Genomic DNA, 20,555 nt, shown 5'->3' on the forward strand with positions numbered 1-20,555 from the left:
TCACCGAAGCTCCCCATGAAGATCCTCGTTCTCCACGGCCCCAACCTCAACCTGTTCGGTCGCCGCGAACCGCACATCTACGGCAAGACCACGCTCGCCGAAATCAACGCGCAGCTGCAGGCCCTCGCCGTCGAACTCGGCGTGACGCTGGACACCATCCAGTCGAACCACGAAGGCGACCTGATCGACTTCCTGCACACCCACATCGACGATGCGCAGGGCGCGCTGGTGAACCCCGCCGGCCTCACGCAGCACGGCGTGCCGTTGCACGATGCGATCAAGGCCATGCCGTTCCCGACCATCGAGGTCCACATGTCCAACATCGCCGCGCGCGAGGCATGGCGCGCGCATTCGATCATCTCGCCGGCGGTGAAGGGCACGGTCCAGGGCCTGGGCCCGCTGTCGTACCTGGCCGCGTTGCGCGCGCTGGTCGACATGCAGCGCCAGGCGCAAGCGCAAGCACAGGTCTCCGCATGACCCGCTGGCTCGACCGGTGCTGCACCGGCATCGAGGCGCTGATCGCGGCCGCGCTCGCGGTCATGGTCGTGCTCGTGTTCGGCAACGTGGTGCTGCGCTACGGCTTCAACTCGGGCATCACGGTGTCCGAGGAAATCTCGCGCTGGCTCTTCATCTGGATGACCTTCCTGGGCGCCGTGGTGGCGCTGAAGGAGCACGGCCACCTGGGTGTGGACATGGTGGTGCAGAAGCTGCCCCCCATCGGCAAGAAGATCTGCCTGGCCGTCGGCCATGCAGTCATGCTCTACATCGTCTGGCTGCTGCTGCAAGGCAGCATCGCGCAGGCGCGCATCAACTGGGACGTGACGGCGCCCGTCACCGGCGCGTCGATGGCCATCGTCTACGCGGCGGGCATCGTGTTCTCGGTGCTGGCCGGGCTCATCCTGGCGCTCGACCTGCTGCGTCTGCTCACGGGGCGCATCGCCGACCATGAACTGGTGATGGTGCAGGAATCGGAAGAAGCGGTGCAGCTGCAGCAGATCCTGGGTTCGCAAGACGCCAAGGAACCGGGGGCACGGCCATGACCATCGCTGTTTTTGTCGGCTCGCTGTTGCTTGCCATGGCGATGGGCATTCCCATCGCCTTCTCGCTGCTGGCCAGCGGTGTCGCGCTGATGTGGCACCTCGACCTGTTCGACGCGCAGATCCTCACGCAGAACGTGATCGGCGGCGCTGACAGCTTTCCGCTGCTGGCCGTGCCCTTCTTCATGCTCGCGGGCGAGATCATGAACGTGGGCGGGCTGTCCAAGCGCATCGTCGACTTCGCGCTCGCGCTGGTCGGCCACGTGAAGGGCGGCCTGGGCTACGTGACCATCATGGCGGGCTGCCTGCTGTCGGCGCTCTCGGGCTCGGCCGTGGCCGACGCCGCCGCGCTCACCGCGCTGCTGCTGCCGATGATGGTGCGCGCGGGCCACGACAAGCCGCGCGCGGCCGGCCTCATTGCGGCCACCGGCGTGATCGGCCCCGTGATCCCGCCGAGCATCGGCCTCGTGATCTTCGGCGTGGCGGCCAACGTGTCGATCTCCAAGCTGTTTCTCGCGGCCATCGTGCCGGGGCTGCTGATCGGCGGCGCGCTGTGGATCACTTGGGCCTGGCTGGTGCGGCGCGAAAAGATCGTGCCGCCGCCGCGCAAGTCGTCGGCCGAGATTGCCGCCGCCTTCCGCAACGCGCTGTGGGCGCTGATGCTGCCGGTGATCATCCTCGTGGGCCTGCGCATGGGCGTGTTCACGCCCACCGAGGCCGCGGTGGTGGCCGCCGTGTACGCGCTGTTCGTGTCGACGGTGGTGTACCGCGAGATCACCTGGAAGGACCTGTACGCCATCTTCGTGAGTGCAGCCAAGACCAGCGCCATCGTGATGTTCCTGATCGCCGCGGCGATGGTGAGCGCCTGGCTCATCACGGTGGCCGACCTGCCCTCCAAGATCGTGGGCATGCTGCAGCCGTTCATGGGCAACCAGATGCTGCTCATGATCGCGATCATGGTGCTCGTGATGGTGGTGGGTACGGCGATGGACATGACGCCCACCATCCTCATCCTCACGCCGGTGCTCATGCCCGTGGTGAAGGCGGCCGGCATCGACCCCGTGTACTTCGGCGTGCTGTTCATCATCAACAACTCGATCGGTCTCGTCACGCCGCCGGTGGGCACGGTGCTCAACGTGGTGGCCGGCGTCGGCAGGATCTCGATGGACGACGTCACGCGCGGCGTGGTGCCGTTCATGCTGGCCGAGTTCGCGATCCTGTTCGTGATGGTGGCGTTTCCGCAGCTGGTGATCGTGCCGGCGCGGTGGTTCGGGGGCTGAGCCGATGCGCGCCGTTTTCCTCACCGCGCTCGCCCTGCTCACCGCCCTGCCCGCCGCTGCACAAGACCCCGAACGCGAAGTGCTGCCCGAGCAGCGCCAGCGGCTGGCCTTCATCGCGCCCTCCGGCCTCGCGCCGCTGGGCAGCGGCAAGATGGTCTTCAGCGCCTTCCATGTCACGACGGGCCAGGAGCTGTGGGTCACCGACGGCAGCAACGCCGGCACCACCCTGTTGAAAGACATCCGGCCGGGCTTCCGGGGGTCGTTCCCTGCCGGTCAGGTCGCGTTCAAGGGCCACGTCTACACCACGGCCACCGACGGCGCGAGCGGGCTCGAGCTCTGGCGCACCGACGGCACCGCCGCCGGCACGACGCAGGTGATCGACCTGCGCCCCGGCGAGGAAGGCGCGATGCCCAATGAGCTGACCGTGTTCCGCGACGCGCTCTACTTCGTGGCCGACGACGGCCAGACCGGCTTCCAGGTGTGGAAGACCACGGGCGATGCGAAGAGCACCACGCGCGTGTCCGCCGTCGATGCCGGGCCGCGCGCCCTCACCCGCCAGCTCACCGTGGCCGGCCCGCGCCTGTTCTTCACCGCGACCACGCGCGCGCAGGGCCACGAACTCTGGGTGACCGACGGCTCGCCCGAGCACACGCGCCTCGTGAAGGACATCCGGCCGGGCCTCGAGGACGCGGGCATCCAGAACCTCACGGCCGTGGGCAACGACCTCTACTTCACCGCGCACGACGGCGAACACGGCGCCGAGCTGTGGAAGAGCGACGGCACTGCACACGGCACGCAGCTGGTGAAAGACCTGCGCCCGGGCGCCGCGCCCTCGCGGCCGACGCACCTGGCAGCGCTGGGCCGCACGCTGTACTTCTCGGCCGACGACGGCGTGCACGGCATCGAGCTGTGGAAGACCGACGGCACCGCGAAGGGCACGACGCTGGTGAGGGACATCCGCCCCGGCCCGGGCGGCGCCATGTCGAGCGCGATCGCCGTGATGGGCGGCAAGCTCTACTTCGCGGCGACCGACGGCGTGTCGGGTGCGGAACTGTGGCGCAGCGACGGCACGGCGGCGGGCACGGTGCGCGTGAAAGACATCGCGCCAGGCGCGGAGAACGGCTCACCGGCACGCTTCGCCGTCATCGGGGCGCGCCTGTGGTTCGCGGCGAACGGCGGCGGTGGCCGGGGCGTCGAGCCGTGGATCAGCGACGGCACGCCGGCCGGCACGCGTGCGGTGGCCGACCTGGCCGCCGGCGAACGCCACGCGATGCCGCTGGGCTTTCGTGCGATCGGTGACGCGGTGCTCTTCGTGGCTGACGACGGCCATGGCAACGACCGGCTGTGGGCACACCGCAAGGACGGCCGGGTGACGCTGATCGGCGATCCGCTCAAGGCGAGGCTGCGCTGACACCGAAGGCCTGCGTGGCCGCATAGTCGCGCAAGGCCTGCTGCATGGCCGCGGCGATGGCCGGATGCGTCGGGTCGTGGCCCGCGCCCTGCGCCCACTGCAGCGGCGCGCCCAGCACCTGCGCCAATGCCTGCGCACCCTCGGGCGGACACAGCGCGTCCTGCGTGCCGTGCACGATCAGCGTGGGCACTGCAGGCATTGCGGCGCAGCGCTGCAGCAGCGTAGGCGCATCGAGCCAGCAGCCATGCCGCAGGTAATGGCTCTGCACGCGGTAGCGCGCCACGAGCCGCGGCAGCATCGCCTCGTCGATCGGCGGCGCGGCGCCACCGGTGGAGAGGCGCTGTTCCCAGTCGAACCAGCAGCGTGTCAGCGCGCACTGCCGCGCCCAGGTGCCGTGCGCGAAGACCTCGGCTATCGGCACCGTCACCGGGCATTGCCTGTCGTTGGCCTCATTCCACAGCGCGCGCCATGCAGGGCCGTCGTACTGCAGGGCCCCGGCGAAGAGCACGTGGATGTCGCTCTCGCGCGCGAGGAACACGTTGCGCAACAGCAGGCCCGCCACGGCCTCCGGTGCGTCGAGCGCATGCATCAGCGCCAGCGTGGCGCCCCACGAGCCGCCCACCACCAGCCATCGATCGATGCGCAGGTGCGCGCGCAGCAGACGCAGATCGGCCAGCAGATCGGCGAGCGTGTTGTGCGTGATCGATCCGGTGGGTGTGCTCAGGCCCGAGCCGCGCTGGTCGGGGCAGACGATGCGGTAGTGCGCCGGGTCGAAGTCCCGGCGCAACAGCGGCGAGCAGCCCGAGCCCGGTCCGCCGTGCAACACCACCACGGGCAGGCCTGCCGGATTGCCGTGCTCCTCGACGTGCATCACATGCCCGCCGTCCAGAGGCAGGCGATGGGTGATCGTCATCGGCGCGTGTTCTCAGCTCAGCGCGTTCGCGTCGGTGCGAAAGACGAGTTCGCCCGCACGCCGCGCGCCCGGCACGAAGCGGATCGGCGTGCCGACGTCGCGCGGATCACCCGCCGCCTTGACCATCGCCTCCACCTCTTCATGCCGCGGACTCTTCGGGCACACCGGGTCCGTGGCCGCCGCGTCGCCCGTCAGCAGGAAGGCCTGGCAGCGACAGCCGCCATGGTCCTTCTCCTTCTCGTCGCAGCTCTGGCAGGTGCTGCTCATCCAGCCCGTGCCGCGGTAGGCGCCGAAGGCCGGGCTCTCCTGCCAGATGCTGCGGATGCTGTGCTCGCGCACATTGGGAAAGTCGAGCCCGGGCAGCATGCGCGCGCTGTGGCACGGCAGCGCCACGCCGTCGGGCGCGACCACGAGGAACACGCTGCCCCACCCCGCCATGCAGGGCTTGGGCTTGCCTTCTGCGTAGTCGGGCACCACCCAGAGGATCTTCATGCGGCCGTCCAGGCGCGGACGATGGGTTTGCACCACCGCCTCGGCCGTGGCCAGCATCTCGCGCGAGGGCATCAGCATCTCGCGGTTGCGCCAGGCCCAGCCGTAGTACTGCACGTTCGCGAGTTCGAGAAAGTCGGCTTCCATCGCCTCGGCCATCTCGATGATCCGGCCCACGTGCGGCAGGTTGTAGCGGTGCATCACGCAGTTCAGCACCATCGGGTAGCCGAGGTCCTTGATGGTGCGGGCCACGCGCTGCTTGAGGTCGAAGGTCTTCGTGGAGCTGAGGAAGTCGTTGAGCTCGCGGCTCGAGTCCTGGAACGACAGCTGGATGTGGTCCAGCCCCGCACGCTTGAGCGTCTCTGCGCGCTGCGGCGTGAGGCCCACGCCCGAGGTGATCAGGTTGGTATAGAAGCCGAGCTCGTGCGCCGCCGCGACCAGCTCGGGCAGGTCGTCGCGCAGCAGCGGCTCGCCGCCCGAGAAGCCCAGCTGCACCGCGCCCATCGCACGCGCCTCGCGAAACACGCGAATCCATTCGGCCGTGTCCAGCTCCTCGCGGTAGCGCGTGTAGTCGACCGGGTTGGAGCAGAAGGCGCAGTGCAGCGGGCAGCGGTACGTCAGCTCGGCCAGCAGCCACAGCGGCGGCTTGGCCACGGCGCGGGGTTGCACCTCAGCGGATCCAGTGGCGTCCACGGGCCTGCTCCAGGAATTCGAGCACGTCGGCATGCAGGTCGCTCTCGCCGAAGGTGCGCTCCAGGTCCGCCACGAGTGCGGCCACCGAGGTCTTGCCGTCGCAGCGCTGGAGGATCTCGGCCGCCGGCCCGTTCAGCTTGATCATGCCCTCGGGGAACAGCAGCACGTGGCACTGCTGCGCCTCTTCCCACTGCATGCGGTAGATCGAGGTGAGCGCCGGCTGGGCATCGTCGGTCCATGCGGTCATGGCTGCTGGTCTTTCGGAAGGTCGTCGGGATAAGCCTTCTCGATCGCGTCGAGCATGGCCCAGAGGATGTCGAGCTTGAAGCCCAGGATGTGCAGCGCGCGCTGCTGCCGCTCGCGCGTGGTGCACCACTGCATCGCCACCTCGAGGCCGTGCTCGACGTCGCGGTCGGCCAGCGGAATGCGGCTGCGAAAGTAGTCCAGGCCCGAGGTGTCGATCCACGGGTAGTGCGTGGGCCAGCCCGCGAGCCGGTCCTTGTGGATGCGCGGCGCGAACATCTCGGTGAGCGACGAAATCACCGCCTCCTGCCACGGCGCCGTGCGCGCGAAGTTGACGTAGGCATCGACCGCGAAGCGCACGCCGGGCACGACGAGCGCGTGCGACTCGAGCACCTCGCGCGCCAGGCCGGTGGCGATGCCCAGGCGGGTCCAAATCTCGATGCCGCCCGCGTTGGCGCCTTCATGGTCGCCGTGCCCGTCGTGGTCGAGCATGCGCACCACCCAGCGCCGGCGCGTGGCGCGGTCGTCGCAGTTGGACAGAACGGCGGCGTCCTTCACCGGGATGCGGCACTGGTAGTAGAAGCGGTTCGCCACCCAGCCGCGCACCTGGAAGGGCTGCAGCTCGCCCGCGTTGAGCCGGCGATTGAACGGGTGGTGGCTGTGGTAGCGCGACTCCATGGCGCGCAACCTCGCTTCGAACTCCTGCGGGGACCATGGGCCTTGTGTCTCTTGGGTCACGTGTTCAGATCTCCAGGGCCATGCCGTCGAACGCGACCTCGATGCCGCGGCGCACGAGTTGCGCGCGCTGTGGCCCGTCTTCGTCCAGGATGGGGTTGCTGTTGTTGATGTGGATGAGCACCTTGCGCCGCGCTGCGCAGGCGTCGAGCGCCTGCAGCATGCCGGGGCCGTGCGGCCCGTCGCATTGCGGCAGGTGGCCCATGTCGGCCGCGTGCTTCTTGCCGAGCCCGGCCGCGACCATTTCGTCCTCGGTCCAGAAGGTGCCGTCGACGAGCACGCAGTCGCAGGCGTCGAGGCTGCGGCGTTCGGCCTCGCCGACCTGCGCCAGGCCCGGCGCGTAGAGCACTCGCTTGCCGGTGGTGGGGTCTTCGATGAGCACCGCGGCGTTCTCGCTGCGCGCCTCGGTCTGGCGGCGCGGCGAATACGGCGGCGCCTTGCCGGGCACCGGCACGGCCTGCAGCCGCAGCCCGGCGATGTCGTGCCAGGCACCGCCGCCGGGCTCGAGCGACAACGGGTGCCAGGTCACGCCGCAGTAGCTGTCGAGGGTGCGCAGCAGCGGCAGGCTGCCGGTGAGGTCGTCATGGGCCTCGGGCGTGCAGTACAGCTGCAGCCGCTGCCCTTCGCGCAGGCTCAGCAGGCCTGCGACGTGGTCGATTTGAGAATCCATCAGCACCACCGCCTCGATCGGCGAATGGCGCAGGCCGTGGCGCGGCCACAGGGCCGGCGAGGCGCGCAGTTGCGCGCCGAGGTCGGGAGAGGCATTCAGCAGAATCCAGCGTTCGCCATCGGCCGACACGGCGATCGAACTCTGCGTGCGGGGCGTGGCCCGCACCTGCCCGCTTCGCTGGCCGGCGCACAGGCGGCAATTGCAATTCCATTGAGGGAAGCCACCGCCCGCTCCCGAACCCAGCACCAGAATCTTCATGGGGGCCCAACAAAAAAACACGGCACCGGCGCAAGGCCGGTGCCGTGGGTCTGCGCTCTCAGCGAGCGGAGATGTACATCGTGATTTCGAAACCGAAACGCATTTCTTCGAACTCAGGCTTGCACCATTTCATCGCATTGCTCCTTCAGGGTTGGGGTTAAGGACATATCAATAGACGACGATCTTTCCCGTCGGGCGCGGGCTATGGCAGTCGTTGTAAAAGTATTCGCCCGGCGTGTCAAAGGTGTGGGTCTGCGACTGGCCCGGGGTCAGCCTGAAATTGAACCGCCCTTCGAAGAACTGCGTGGCGCAGTGGGTGTTGGCGTTGGTACTCGGGTTGGTGAAGGTCACGGCGGTGTTGACAGGCACGCGCATGAAGGTCGGCGTCATGGCGTTGACGGCCGTCGATTCGGTCGCGCCCGGCTCGTTCGCCGCCGTCTGCACGCGCGCCAGGAACACGGTGTTCGGCGTCGGCAGTGCCGCGCCCTCCACCGCCTGGCCCGACACGGGCCGGCGCACCACGGGCGGCGTCGGCGTGGCGGCCGCGGTCACCGCGCCGCCGACCTTGAAGGCCCACAGCCGGTCGCCGCGTGGGGCCGAGTCGCCGTACGGAATGCTGGTGCCGCCCGAGAACACCGCGATGTACTGCTCGCCGTCGATCTCGTAGGAGACCGGGCTCGCGCTGATCGCCGCGCCGGTCTGGAAGCGCCACAGCTCGGTGCCGTCCTGCGCATCGAGCGCCAGCAGGTTGCCGTCGGGCTGCCCGATGAACAGCAGGTCGGAGGCTGTGCTCAGGATGCCGTTGCCGTGCGCCACCGAGTACGGCAGCGGCTTCTTCCACTTGACGAGGTTGGTGCTCGGGTCCACCGCCACGACCGCGCCGGTCATGTAGGTGCCCGGCGGACGCAGGCCGTTGCTCGACTCGCTGAGCGAATGCGCTGCCGACACGTAGCCCATGCCCGTGTAGACCAGGCCCGTGCGCTGGCTGAAGGACTGGTGGTTCCAGTTGGCACCACCGCCGTGGCCCGGGATGGAAAGAATCGGCACGTCCCAGTGCGCGTCGTACAGGCAGCCCTTGGTGTAGTTGGGCACCGCGCGGTTGGGGTCGCCCGGAATGGCCGTGCCCAGCGGCTGGTCGACGATGCAGGTCTCGGTCCAGGCGCCCTGGCGCGGCAGGGGCTGCGTGGGCCAGCTGGCCTGGCGGGCGTCCTGCTTCACGGGCACTTCGTCGATGCCCAGCGGCGCGCTGCCGTCCTTGCGATCGAGGATGTAGTACATGCCCGTCTTGCTGCCGTAGATGACGACCTTGCGGTCCTTGCCGTCGATCTTCACGTCGGCGAGCACCGGCGACATCACGTTGTCCATGTCCCAGATGTCGTGGTGCACCGACTGGAAGTGCCACTTGTACTCGCCGCTCTTCAGGTCGAGCGCGACGATGGAATTGGCGAACAGGTTCTGGCCCGGGCGCGAGGAGCCGTCTTGCGACGAGCCGCCGCGCACGTTGCCGAAGGTCCAGTACACCAGGCCCAGCTCGGGATCGACCGCGGGATGGATCCACGGCGTGGCGCCGGTGCGTGCCGTGTCGGGCGCGCCGCCCCAGGTGTCGTAGCCGAGTTCGCCCGCGCGGGGCACGCCCCAGAAGGTGGTCAGCACCTTGCCGGTGAGCGCGTCGGCAGAGAACGCGGCGCCGCGGTTGCCATCGTTGGTGCCCAGGTACAGGCGCTTGTCGTGGTAGACCAGCGCGACCTTCTGCAGCGCGCCCTTGTAGTCGGGGTCGGTGCTGCTGGTCGGGTACTGCTTGATCCACTCGACGGCGCCGGTGTCGGTGCGCAGCGCCACGAGGCGGTTGCCGGTGGCCACGGTGAACACCAGGCCCAGGTCCTTGGCGACGGCCACGCCGCGGCGGGTGATGCTGCCGTAGGGCGTGGTCCACTTCCACTTCGTCACGCCGGTCTTGCCGTCCACCGCGACCACGTTGCCCAGTGCGGACTCGATGTAGAGCACGCCGTCGACGACGACGGTGGTGCTTTGGTTGTTGCCGGTGGTCATGCCGCCTTCGATCTGGTTGACCCAGGCGCCGCCCAGTTGCGTGACCAGGCCCTTGTTGATCTTGCGCAGGCTCGAATAGTTCTGGTTGCCCAGGTTGCCGCCGACCTTCGGAAAGTCCTTGTCGCCGGCGGTGCAGCAGTCCGACAGGTCGGCCGCGGGTGCGGCGGCAGCCGGCGGCGATGCGGGCGGCGGTGTGCCGGCAGACGGCGGCGGCGCAGGGGCCGGCACGACGGGCAGCACGGGCGTGCCGCCACCGCCGCTGGAGCCGCCGCAGGCGGTGATCAGCAACGGCGATGCAAGCACGCCGCACGAGATCAACAGCGTGACCAATGATTTTTTCTTCATGGATGTCTCTACTCGGTGAACGTTGGAACAGGGATGTTCGAAACGACCGGTGGCGCGCACACGGCGCCGCACCGGCCCCGGGAGGTCGTGGTTACTCAGTGGTGCAGAAAGGCGTCAGGCCCATCGCCGACTTCACGCCTTGCACGACGAGCTTCTGGAACTCGATGGCGCCCACGCCCGACAGGTCGGCGGTGAACGAGTGCGCGTTGTGCCCGAGGGTCGTGAGCCATGCGCGGCCGCCGTCGTAGTACTGGCACCAGGCGACCGGATGGAAGTCGGCGTGGCCGGGATGCGGCGCGGAGGTGAGCGGCTTCAGCGTCGAGGTGTCGACCTTGGCCAGGAACTTCACCTTCGTCGGGAAGGGCATCAGGTTGTACCACTCGTCCTGGAAGGAGAAGCGCTTGGGCACGTCCTTCGTCGAAGGGTCGTCCGAGACGATCTCGACATCGCCCGCGCGGTTCGGTCCGTGGTTGTAGAAGTTCGCGTTGCCCAGCAGGCCTTCGTAGTAGGGCCAGTTGTATTCGGCGCCGAAGGCGTTGTGCAGGCCGACGAAGCCGCCGCCGCGGCGCATGTAGTTGCGCAGTGCGGTGCGCGCGGCGTCCTGGCTGGTGCTCACGGCGCCGTTCCACAAGGTGTCGCGGTTCGAGCTCGCGAAGATGATCGCCTTGTAGTTGTTGATGCGGCTGCCCAGCACGGCCACGTCCTCGGTCCAGTCGACCGTGATGCCCTCGGCGGACAACATGCGCACAAGGCCTGCCTGCATCACGTTGTCGGTGTTCATCGCCGGGTTCAGGCCGGCCGCCATCGGCGTGCCCAGCACGGCATGGCGCGGGCCGGCGGTGCGCGAGTAGATCAGCACGCGGTCGGGCGTGGTGGCGAACGCGCCCCAGTCGTTGTAGCACTTGGGGTTGGTGCCGCGGCAGACGTTGTAGTACTCGTCGAAGCTGTCGTCGACCTCGGCCACCGGCTCGGTGGGCGTTGCCGGCACTTCGTCGGTCGGCGCGGGCGGCGGCGCCGATGCAGCAGGCGCAGGCGCCACGGGCAGGATCGGCAAGGCCGCGCCGCCGCCGCCGTCGCCTCCACCGCAGGCAGTCAATGCCAGCGCGAGCGCGGCGGCCGATGCAAGTCCGAAGGGAATGGATCTGGGATGTGTCAACGGAGTCTCCTCTTGGTGGTCAATGGCGGAATCGGACGGGCGCACGCGCCCAGCACGTGTCGCTGCGCCGCGGGTGGCGGCAGGCGCAGACGTGGGAGTGACGGAAATTGCCGGCGGGAACGAGGAAAGAATTCGTCGTCAGCCGTGGGGGCGCGCTACTTGCGGATGCGTGCGAGCTCGTCGTTGTAGAGCTTGACGATGGCGGGGTCGTACTGGGCGGCGAACTTGTCGACGACAGGCTTGGCGATGTCGCGCATGCGCTTCTGTTCAGCTGGTGAGAGTTCGTTGAACTGCGCGCCCTTGGCCTGCAGGTCGCCCACGGCCTTCTGCGCGGCGGCGCGACTCACTTGCCGCTGATAGCCGCGAGCCTCGTTGGCCGCGTCGTTCATCATCTTCTGCTCGGCCGGCGTGAGCGAGTCCCAGAACTTCTTGCTCACCAGCACGATGTTGGCGGCGTAGACATGGTTCGTCGCGCTCACGAACTTCTGCACTTCGTAGAACTTGTTCGACAGGATCACCGCATACGGGTTCTCCTGGCCATCGACTGCCTTGGCTTCGAGGGCGCCGTACAGCTCGGCGAAAGGCATCGGCACGGGGTTGGCCTTGAAGGCCTTGAAGGTCTCGAGGAACACGGGGTTGGGGATCACGCGGATCTTCAAGCCCTCGAGGTCTTCAGGCTTGGCGATGGGGCGCTTGCTGTTGGTGACGTTGCGAAACCCGAGATCCCAGTAACCCAGGGCGACGAGGCCCTTCTCGGGGAGCTTGGCGATGAGGGCCTGGCCCAACGGGCCGTCGAGCAGTGCATCGGCCTGCGCGAAGTTGTTCACCGAGAAGGGGAAGTCGACGAGGCCGAACTCCTTGACGATGCCTGCGAGCGACGTGGTGGCCGGCGCCGACATCTGCTGCACGCCGCCTTGCAACGCCGACTGCTGCTGCATCTCGTTGCCCAACTGGGAGGCAGGGAACTCCTGGACCTTCATCTTGCCGCCGCTCTTGGCCGAGAGCAGCTCGGCGAAGCGCTTGACGCCGAAGCTCACGGGATGGTCGGCGTTGTTCAGGTGGCCGAAGCGGATCACGCGCTCCTGCTGCGCTTGCGCAACAGCAGGAACGACCAGGGCGAGGGCAAGGCCGGCGGTGGCCAGCGAGCGGTAAAGCGTTCTCAAAGTTGTTCTCCAGCGTGCGATTGAGCGGTCCATGCCGGGGCGCTTCACACGCGCTCCGACTCCTGGCGGCGCGATCTTATCGATTTAGTGGAAAATCTTTCTACTAGTGAAAACACTTGGCAAAATGCTAGAGTCGTCTCATGACAGCCATACTCGAACGCAGCTTCAAGGTGCTCGAACACCTCTCCGGCCACCCCGAGGGCCGTGCGCTTTCCGCGCTTTCTGCCGAGCTGGAAATGCCGTTGAGCGCCACCCACCGCCTGCTGAGCGAACTGGTGCGCTACGGCTATGTGCGGCAGGACCAGAGCCATGGCGACTACATGCTGACCATCAAGCTGGTGTCGCTGGGCCTGAGCTTCTTGAGCAACAGCGGCATCGTCGACGTGGCGCAGCCGCTGCTCGACCGGCTCGCGGTCGCATCGGGCGAACTGGTGCGGCTGGCGGTGGTCGACGGCGACGAGCTCACCTTCGTCGCGAAGGCGCAAGGCGCCACGCGCGGGCTGCGCTACGACCCGGACATGGGCCTGTCGGTGAACCTCTCATGCAGCTCCGCGGGCCACGCCTGGCTCTCGACCATGACGGACGAACAGGCGCTGCAACTCGTCGCGAAGCAGGGCTTCGGCCAGCCGGAAGACTTCGGCCCGAAAGCACCGACCACCGTGAAGGCGCTGCTGGTGTTCCTGCGCGCCACGCGCAAGCGCGGCTTCTCGATGATCAACGAGGTGTTCGCCCCCGCGATGACCGCCATGGCCGCGCCGGTGCGCGGTGCGCATGGCGGCGTGATCGGCGTCATCACCATCGCGGGGCCGCTGGTGCGGCTCACGGAAGAACGCATGCTCGCGCTGGGCCCGCAGTTGCTGGCCGCGGCGGACGACGTGGCGCGCGCCAGCGGCGCGTCCGCGCTGTTCAAGCGCCGGGCCTGAAGGCCCCGCCAGGTCCTTAGTCGACCTTCACCTGGAACAGCACGAAGCCCGTGCCGCCCGGCTCGACCGTGCCCGTGAAGCGCCAGTCGATCGCGCCCGTGCCCCCTGCGGGTTGAACGGTGGTGCAGGCCACCGCGCCCGCAGGCGGCGCGTTCGCCGGCGTGGTCTTGACGCAGCCCGTGAGCGACGCCGGCGTGGTGCCCGTCGTCGCACTCACGAAGGTCGTGTAGCCCGGCGTCATGTCGTTCACGACCATGCTGCGGATCGGTGCGTCGCCGTTGTTCGTGTAGGTGATGCGGTACTCCAGCGTCTCGCCCGACTTGGCCTGGTTGTTGACGCCGAAGGTGCCGCTTTGCGTGATGTTGCGCACTTCCTTCTTCAGCTCCAGCGCCACGCCCGACACCGTCGTGAGGTCGTCCAGCGTGAAGCTGCCGCTGAGCGAGGGGCTGGCGTTGGTGTAGGTGAAGTCGGCGCGGATCGTCGCCTTGTTGTTCGAGCCCAGCGGCGCCGTGGCGGGAATGAACTCCTGCACGATCACGCAGACCTTGCCCGCGAAGGCCACGGGCGTGGCCGCCGCGCTCGGCGGGTACAGCTGCGCCGCGCCGGCCTGCAGGCTGCCGGTGCAACCCACATCGGCGAAGACCTTCGTCGTCCAGCCGGTGATGGCGGGCGTGGCCGTCTCGCTCGCCACGCTGAAGCGCACCTGCCCTGCCGTGCCGGCCGTGAAGGTGTGGGCGTAGGTCACGGTGCTGCCCGGCAGGCCGGTCTTGGCGCCGTCGGTCGCGAAGGCGCTGTTGTCGACGTCGCCGAAGTTCAGGTTGGCGTGGCCCGTACCGTTCCAGCTGAAGGCGATGCGGTCGGGCGTGCCGGTGCGCGTGTAGGTGTAGGTGCCACCGGCCGCGGCCACGGCCGAGCCCGAGGGCAGCGCGACGTTGCCCACCGAGGCGCCCGTGGACACGCGCGTGCCCGGGTTGGACTCTTCCACGCACATCGCCGAGCCCGTGGCCGCGCCGGCCGGCACGCTCAGGCTGTAGGCACCCGACGCGTCCGTGAGCGCGCTCGCGTACACGGTGGCGCCGCAGTTGGTCAGCCGCACGCTCACGCCCGACAGCGGGCCCTCGCCGCCGTTGACGATGCCGTCGTTGGCCGTGCCGCTGCCCACGCCGTTGTCCAGGAACACGCGGCCGCTCACGATGGCCGCGAGCGTGTTGGTGAAGGTACAGACCACCGCCGTGCCGTTCGTCAGCCCGGCCGCGGGCAGCGTGACGGTGCCCGCCACCAGATCGACGGCCGCCGTCGCCCCGCCCGCCAGGCCCGTGCAGGTCGCGCCCGAGAACGCGAAGCCGCCGGGCATCGAGGCCGCGACTTCGGTCAGCACCGTCTGCGTGTTGGCCGTGGTGAGTGTCTTGATGGTGCCCACCACCGTCGAGCCCGACACCGAGACGTTGATGCTGTCCGAGCCGAAGCCGTTGGTACCGCTGAACGCGAAGGTGCCCGTGCCGCCTAGCGCCTGCTTGCGGATCTGCACCGTCGGCAGGCGGTTGTTGCTGTAGGTACAGACGATGGCCTTGCCGGCGTCGCCCGCGCCGATCACCAGCGTGTTGCTGGCCTGGCCGTTGGTGCCGCTCAAGGCATTGGCTGTTGCGCCGCCGTCGGCGGTACACGACAGCACGGTCGTGTAGTTGGCCAGCGTGCCGGTGGGCATCGTTTCCGCGGGGAAGGTGATGATGTTGCCCACGGCCGCCACCACCGCCGCGCCGCTGTTGCCGGCCGTGGGTGCGGTCGCGGTGAACGCGGCCGTGTTGTTGGTCGCGCCCGTGGTCGCGCCGATGCTAGCGACATTGCCCGCTTCGCTGTTCGCGCCCCAGGCCTTGCGCACCTGCAGGGTGACGGTCTTCTTCGCGTTGGTGTAGGTACAGACGATGGCCTTGCCGGCGTCAGCCGCGGCAATCGCCAGCGTGTTGCTCGCCTGGCCGTTGGTGCCGCTCAGCGCGTTGGTGGTGGCGCCGCCGTCGGCGGTACAGGCGAGCACCGTGCTGTAGTTCGCGAGCGAGCCGGTGGTCATCGTCTCGGCCGGCAGCGTGAGCGTGCCGCCGACGACCATCGACACCGCCGCGCCGCTGTTGCTGGCGGTGGGCGCCGTCGCGGTGAATGCCGACGTGTTGCTGCTGCCGCCCGAGGTGGCGCCGATGCTGGCCACGTCGCCGTTCGTGCTGTCCGCGCTCCAGGCCTTGCGCAGCTGCACGGTGACGGTCTTGGGCGTGTTGGTGTAGGTACAGACGATGGCCTTGCCCGCGTCGCCCGCGCCGACCAGCAGCGTATTGCTGTTCTGCCCGTTGGTGCCGCTGAGCGCGTTGGCCGTGGCGCCGCCGCCGGCCGTACAGGCCAGCACCGTGGTGTAGTTGGCCAGCGTGCCCGGCGCCATCGTCTCGGCCGGCAGCGTGATCGTGTTGCCGGCCTGCACGGTCACGGCCGTGCCGCTGTTGGCGCCCGTGGGCGCCGTCGCAGTGAAGGCCGTGGTGTTGCTCGATCCGCCCGCGCTCGCGCCGATGCTCGCCACGTTGCCGGCGATGCTGTTCGCACCCCAGGCCTTGGCGATCTGCAGCGTGGCCGTCTTCGGTGTGTTGGTATAGGTACAGACGATGGCCTTGCCCGCGTCGCCCGCGCCGACCACCAGCGTGTTGCTGGCCTGGCCGTTGGTGCCGCTCAGCGTGTTGGCCGTGGCGCCGGCATCGGCGGTACACGACAGCACGGTGGTGTAGTTCGCCAGCGTACCCGTGGTCATCGTCTCGGCCGGGAAGGTGAGCGTGTCGCCCGCGGCCACCGACACCGCGGTGCCGCTGGTGCCCGCCGTCGGCGCCGTCGCCGTGAACGCGGCGGTGTTGCTCGCGCCGCCCGTGGTCGCGCCGATGCTCGCCACGTTGCCCGTGGTGCTGCCGGCGCTCCAGGCCTTGGTCAGTTGCAGCGTCGCGGTCCTGCGCGTGTTGGTGTAGGCGCAGTTCACGGCGCTGTCCGACGGCATGGTGAAGCTGCGGCTCAGGCCGCCGCCGCTCACCGTCACCGCGCTGCCGTCCGACACCTTGGTACAGGCCAGCGTGGTGGTGTAGTTGGCGGCGTTGCCGGTGGTGAAGGCTTCGGCCAGCGTCACCGTGGCGCCGCTGGCCGCGGTGGCCGTGGCGTTGGTGGTGGTGGCCGGCGCGGTCGACGTGCCGGCGGTCGCGCCTGTCACTTCGGCGGCGCTGCCGCTGACCGTCAGGTTGACCTTGTCGCCGGCGATGGCGCCGCTCCAGCTCTTGGACAAGGTCACCGCCGCCGTCTTGCGCGTGTTGGCGTAGGTACAGACGATGGCCGTGTCGGCCGCGCCCACCGTCAGCGTGTTGCCCGACAGCCCGCTGGTGCCGGTGCAGCTCAGCGCGCTGGTGTAGTTGGCGGCGCTGCCGGTGGTGAAGCTCTCGGCCAGCGTGATGACGCTGCCCACGGGCACGGCCTGCGCGGTGCCGGTGTCGGTCTCGGCGGCCGTGTTGGCCACCGAGGCCAGCGTGGTGAGGCCCGTGCCGGTGACGTTCACGGCGTCGTTGACGATCGCGCCCGACCAGGTCTTGGCCAGCGTGACGGTCGCCGTCTTCGCGGTGTTGGTGATCTCGCAGACGATCGGCAGGCCCGCATCGGCGTTGCCCAGGGTCAGCAGGTTGCCGCTGAGCGAACCGCCGCCGGTGCAGCTCCAGGCGCTGGCGGTGTACGAGCCGGCGTTGGTGCCGAACGGCGTCTCCGACAGGGTCACGGTGTCGCCCACCGCCACGCGCTGCGCGCCGCCGGTGTCGGTCTCGTTGGGCGTGTTGGCCGTGGCCTGCAGGTTGAAGGCGTAGCCGATGTTGTGGTTCGGGTGCACCGTGCCCGAGGCGGTCAGCGTGAAGGCGTCGTTGACCAGCGCGTTGACCCACTTCTTGCGCAGCTGCACCGTCGGCGCCTTGGCGTTGGTGACGGTACAGACGATGTTCGAGCCCGCCACCGTCGCCGCGGCATTCAGCGTGAACTGGTTCGTGTTCTGCGCGGTCCCGCGCGTCACCGTGCCGCCGCTGCCCATGCCCGTGCAGCTGACGTCGGTGATCACGTAGTCGGGCACGCCCGTGGCCGGCGTGTAGGTTTCGGTGAAGGTGGTCGCCGTGCCCGTCGCGGTCAGCGTCTGCAGCGGCCCGTTGACGGCCGTGCCGGCCACGGTGGTGGTGATGGTGTGCGCCGCCACGCCGTTGGTGCCCGTGAAGTCGAAGCCGGCCACGCCGCCGAGCGAACGCTTGGCGAGGGTCAGGGTCGCGGGCTTGCCGGTGTTGGTGTAGGTACAGACGATGGCCTTGCCCGCGTCGGTCGCGCCGATCAGCAGCGTGTTGCTGTTCTGCCCGTTGGTGCCACTCAGCGCGTTGGCCGTGGCGCCGCCCCCTGCCGTACACGACAGCACCGTGTTGTAGCTCGCGAGCGAACCCGTGGGCATCGTCTCGGCCGGCAGCGTGATGGTGTTGCCCGCCACCACGTTCACCGTGCTGCTGTTGCCCGCCGTGGGCGCGGTCGCCGTGAACGCCGTGGTGTTGCTCGCGCCGCCCGTGCTCGCGCCGATGCTCGCCACGTTGCCGCTGATGGCGCCGGCGCCCCAGGACTTGGTGATCTGCAGCGTCGCCGTCTTCGGCGTGTTGGTGTAGGTACAGAGAATCGCCTTGCCCGCATCGGCCGGGCCGATCAGCAAGGTGTTGGTGACCTGCCCGTTGGTGCCGCTGAGCGCATTGGCCGTGGCGCCGCCGCCGGCCGTACAGGCCAGCACGGTGTTGTAGTTCGCCAGCGTCCCCGTCGGCATCGTTTCCGCGGGGAAGGTGATGGTGTTGCCGGCGACCACGGTCACGGCCGCGCCGCTGTTGACGCCCGTGGGCGCCGTCGCCGTGAAGGCGGCGGTGTTGTTCGCGCCGCCCGTGCTCGCGCCCAGGCTCGCCACGTTGCCGGCGATGCTGTTCGCGCCCCAGGCCTTGGCGATCTGCAGCGTGGCCGTCTTCGGCGTGTTGGTGTAGGTACAGACGATGGCCTTGCCCGCATCGCCCGCGCCGACCAGCAGCGTGTTGCTGTTCTGTCCGTTGGTGCCGCTGAGCGCATTGGCCGTGGCACCGCCGCCGGCGGTACACGCCAACACCGTGTTGTAGTTCGCCAGCGTGCCCGGCGACATCGTCTCGGCCGGCAGCGTGATCGTGTTGCCCGTGGCCACGGTCACGGCGGTGCCGCTGTTCGCGCCCGTGGGGGCCGTGGCCGTGAAGGCCGTGGTGTTGTTGGTGCCGCCCGTGGAGGCCGGAATGCTCGCCACGTTGCCCGTGAAGCTGTTGGCGCCCCACGACTTGACCAACTGCAGCGTGGAGGTCTTCGGCGTGTTGGTGTAGGTACAGACGATGGCCTTGCCCGCGTCGCCCGCGCCGATCTGCAGCGTGTTGGTCGCCTGGCCGTTGGTGCCGCTCAGGCTGTTGGCCGTCGCGCCGCCACCGGCGGTACACGACAGCACGGTCGTGTAGTTCGGCAGCACGCCGCCGTTCATGGTTTCCGCGGGGAAGGTGATCGTGTTGCCGGCCGCGACGGTCACGGTCGCGCTGGTGTTGGCCGTCGGCGCCGTCGACGAGAACGCCGCGGTGTTGGCCGCGCCGCCCGTGGTGGCGCCGATGTTCGCCACGTTGCCCGTCACGCTGATGGGGTTCCACGACTTGGCCAGCTGCAGGGTCGCGGTCTTGCGCGTGTTGGTGTAGGTACAGACGATGTCCTTGCCGATGTCGCCGAGGGCGATCGTCAGCGTGTTCGACACCTGTCCGTTGGTGCCGCTCAACGTGCTGGCCATCGTGCCGCTGTTCACGGTGCATGACAGCACGGTGTTGTAGTTCGCCAGCGTGCCGGTGGTCAGTGTTTCAGCGGGCAGCGTGATGACGTTGCCGATGTTCACGCCCACGACGGAGCTGGAGGCGGCAGTGGAGGCCGTCGAGGTGAAGGCCGAGGTGTTGCTGGCACCGAAGAAGTTGGTACCGCCCGTGGAGGCGCCAATGCTCGCCACGTCGCCGGTGTTGCTGCCGGCCGACCAGGCCTTCGCGAGCTGCAGCCTGACCACGTTGAACTGGATGACGACGAGGCCGTTGCCGCCGGTGGAGCCGGTCAGCGAAGCGCGCGCGCCGCCCACGCCGACGCCGCCCTGGTAGAGCGTGTTGCCCTGGTTGGCCGGGTTGGAAGCCGCCGAGTAGCTGCCGTCCGCTCCCGCGGTGATCACGCCGCCGGTCACGCCCGTGCCGATGAAGCCCGAACCGCCGCCGCCCGGTCCGTTGTAGGAACAGCCGACCGAGACGGGATTGGGCGTGTTGCTGCACTGGGCCATGCCGCCGCCGCCGCCGAACCAGCCGCCACCACCGCCGCCGCCGCCCTCGTACTGGAGGGGGGTGCCACCGACCGCCGAGCACCCGGTGCCGCCCTGCAAGGCGCTGCCGTCAGTGCCAGCCGGACAGGTGGCCGCGACGGTCCCCGCACTCGGGGTGCCGCGCGCACCGCCGGCGGCCTGGGTACCGCCCCGTCCGCCCGTGCCGGTGGACGAGCCGCCGTTGGTGCCACCGCCGCCGCCCGGCACCGGGCTGCCGACGTCGGTCCAGAAGGCGCTGCCGCCGCCGCCGCCCGCGATCAGTCGCGCGGCGGCCGCCGAAAACTCCGTGCCGCCGTTCCACAGCGCACTCATGCCGCCGCCCGACGAACCGGCAACGCCCGCGTTCGCGCCATTGCCGCCGCCGCCCCCGCGGCCGTAAGTCGCGCCGGTGCCCCCGTTCTGCCCGCCCTGCCCCACCGTCACCGCCATGGCGGTGCCGGGCGTGACCGACACGGTGCCGTCGGCGAAGCCGCCGGCGCCCCCGTTGGCCGAGTTGCCGCCGGCCGCCGTGGAGCCGCCGCCGCCGGCGCCCCACATCGTGACGCGCACCGACGACACGCCCGCAGGCACCGTGAAGGTCTGCGCCGAGCCCGAATGGGTGAAGGTCACGCAGCTGTTGTAGCCCGACTGCGGCGTGCACGTAGCGGTTGCAGCCTGCGCACCCGGCATGGCAAACAGCCACAAGGCCGTCGCGGCAAGCACGCCCTTCAACACCCCGCCGAGCCGCGCCATCCCGCCCGCTTCGTTTCTCGTTCTGCTTTGCATCATG

At 69.3% G+C, this 20,555-nt stretch carries 15 protein-coding genes; 5 read left to right on the forward strand and 10 right to left on the reverse strand.

The window, feature by feature from the left end; genetic code table 11:
- Window positions 1-15 precede the first annotated feature (15 nt).
- The 4 genes from AC1RAA_RS10205 to AC1RAA_RS10220 are packed head-to-tail and all read left to right on the forward strand — an operon-like array spanning window position 16 to window position 3,728.
- A complete protein-coding gene (locus AC1RAA_RS10205) occupies window positions 16-477 on the forward strand; it encodes a type II 3-dehydroquinate dehydratase (RefSeq protein ID WP_492729677.1) in 462 nt (153 codons plus the stop codon).
- Window positions 474-1,040, forward strand: coding sequence for a TRAP transporter small permease (locus AC1RAA_RS10210; protein ID WP_062476567.1), 567 nt, complete (start codon window positions 474-476; stop codon window positions 1,038-1,040). The genes AC1RAA_RS10205 and AC1RAA_RS10210 overlap by 4 nt, the downstream gene beginning before the upstream one ends.
- Window positions 1,037-2,317 carry a TRAP transporter large permease gene (locus tag AC1RAA_RS10215; RefSeq protein WP_492729675.1) on the forward strand — a complete coding sequence of 427 codons (1,281 nt, stop codon included), beginning with the start codon at window positions 1,037-1,039 and terminating at the stop codon, window positions 2,315-2,317. The genes AC1RAA_RS10210 and AC1RAA_RS10215 overlap by 4 nt, the downstream gene beginning before the upstream one ends.
- A 4-nt stretch (window positions 2,318-2,321) precedes the next feature.
- Window positions 2,322-3,728 carry an ELWxxDGT repeat protein gene (locus AC1RAA_RS10220; protein ID WP_492729673.1) on the forward strand — a complete coding sequence of 469 codons (1,407 nt, stop codon included), beginning with the start codon at window positions 2,322-2,324 and terminating at the stop codon, window positions 3,726-3,728.
- Here the strand turns inward: AC1RAA_RS10220 and AC1RAA_RS10225 are convergent.
- From AC1RAA_RS10225 to AC1RAA_RS10265, 9 genes are all read right to left on the reverse strand, one after another.
- The gene (locus tag AC1RAA_RS10225) at window positions 3,709-4,641 is read right to left on the reverse strand and encodes an alpha/beta fold hydrolase (protein ID WP_492729671.1); all 933 of its coding nucleotides are present in this window, start codon (window positions 4,639-4,641) and stop codon (window positions 3,709-3,711) included. The two genes, AC1RAA_RS10220 and AC1RAA_RS10225, sit on opposite strands and share 20 nt — an antisense overlap.
- A 12-nt stretch (window positions 4,642-4,653) precedes the next feature.
- Window positions 4,654-5,856: a pyrroloquinoline quinone biosynthesis protein PqqE gene (gene pqqE / locus AC1RAA_RS10230; protein WP_492729669.1), complete on the reverse strand. Its 1,203-nt coding sequence runs from the start codon at window positions 5,854-5,856 to the stop codon at window positions 4,654-4,656.
- The gene (gene pqqD, locus AC1RAA_RS10235; protein ID WP_062481654.1) at window positions 5,801-6,070 is read right to left on the reverse strand and encodes a pyrroloquinoline quinone biosynthesis peptide chaperone PqqD; all 270 of its coding nucleotides are present in this window, start codon (window positions 6,068-6,070) and stop codon (window positions 5,801-5,803) included. Before pqqD ends, pqqE begins: the two co-directional genes overlap by 56 nt.
- Window positions 6,067-6,804, reverse strand: coding sequence for a pyrroloquinoline-quinone synthase PqqC (gene pqqC, locus AC1RAA_RS10240; protein ID WP_070059766.1), 738 nt, complete (start codon window positions 6,802-6,804; stop codon window positions 6,067-6,069). The genes pqqD and pqqC overlap by 4 nt, the downstream gene beginning before the upstream one ends.
- Before the next feature lie 4 nt (window positions 6,805-6,808).
- Entirely contained in the window at window positions 6,809-7,729 is a 921-nt protein-coding gene (pqqB, locus tag AC1RAA_RS10245; protein ID WP_492729666.1) for a pyrroloquinoline quinone biosynthesis protein PqqB, read from the reverse strand.
- Window positions 7,730-7,787: 58 nt separating this feature from the next.
- Complete coding sequence (gene pqqA / locus AC1RAA_RS10250; RefSeq protein WP_013539171.1) at window positions 7,788-7,862, reverse strand: pyrroloquinoline quinone precursor peptide PqqA; 75 nt, start codon at window positions 7,860-7,862, stop codon at window positions 7,788-7,790.
- A 35-nt stretch (window positions 7,863-7,897) separates the two neighbouring features.
- Complete coding sequence (locus AC1RAA_RS10255) at window positions 7,898-10,123, reverse strand: outer membrane protein assembly factor BamB family protein (RefSeq protein WP_492729664.1); 2,226 nt, start codon at window positions 10,121-10,123, stop codon at window positions 7,898-7,900.
- A 91-nt stretch (window positions 10,124-10,214) separates the two neighbouring features.
- A complete protein-coding gene (locus tag AC1RAA_RS10260) occupies window positions 10,215-11,279 on the reverse strand; it encodes a ThuA domain-containing protein (protein ID WP_492729662.1) in 1,065 nt (354 codons plus the stop codon).
- A gap of 155 nt (window positions 11,280-11,434) precedes the next feature.
- Entirely contained in the window at window positions 11,435-12,442 is a 1,008-nt protein-coding gene (locus tag AC1RAA_RS10265) for a TRAP transporter substrate-binding protein (RefSeq protein WP_492729660.1), read from the reverse strand.
- 140 nt (window positions 12,443-12,582) lie between these two features.
- On the opposite strand from AC1RAA_RS10265, the gene AC1RAA_RS10270 reads away from it, so the two are divergent.
- On the forward strand, window positions 12,583-13,365 hold the full coding sequence (locus tag AC1RAA_RS10270; protein WP_062481672.1) for an IclR family transcriptional regulator: 783 nt from the start codon (window positions 12,583-12,585) through the stop codon (window positions 13,363-13,365).
- A gap of 16 nt (window positions 13,366-13,381) precedes the next feature.
- On the opposite strand, the gene AC1RAA_RS10275 is transcribed toward AC1RAA_RS10270, so the two are convergent.
- Window positions 13,382-20,554, reverse strand: a complete 7,173-nt coding sequence (locus AC1RAA_RS10275; protein WP_492729658.1) for a prealbumin-like fold domain-containing protein — start codon at window positions 20,552-20,554, stop codon at window positions 13,382-13,384.
- Between the last annotated feature and the right edge of the window lies 1 nt (window position 20,555).

The sequence above is a fragment of the Variovorax sp. GW823-FHT04F07 genome (assembly GCF_058795995.1).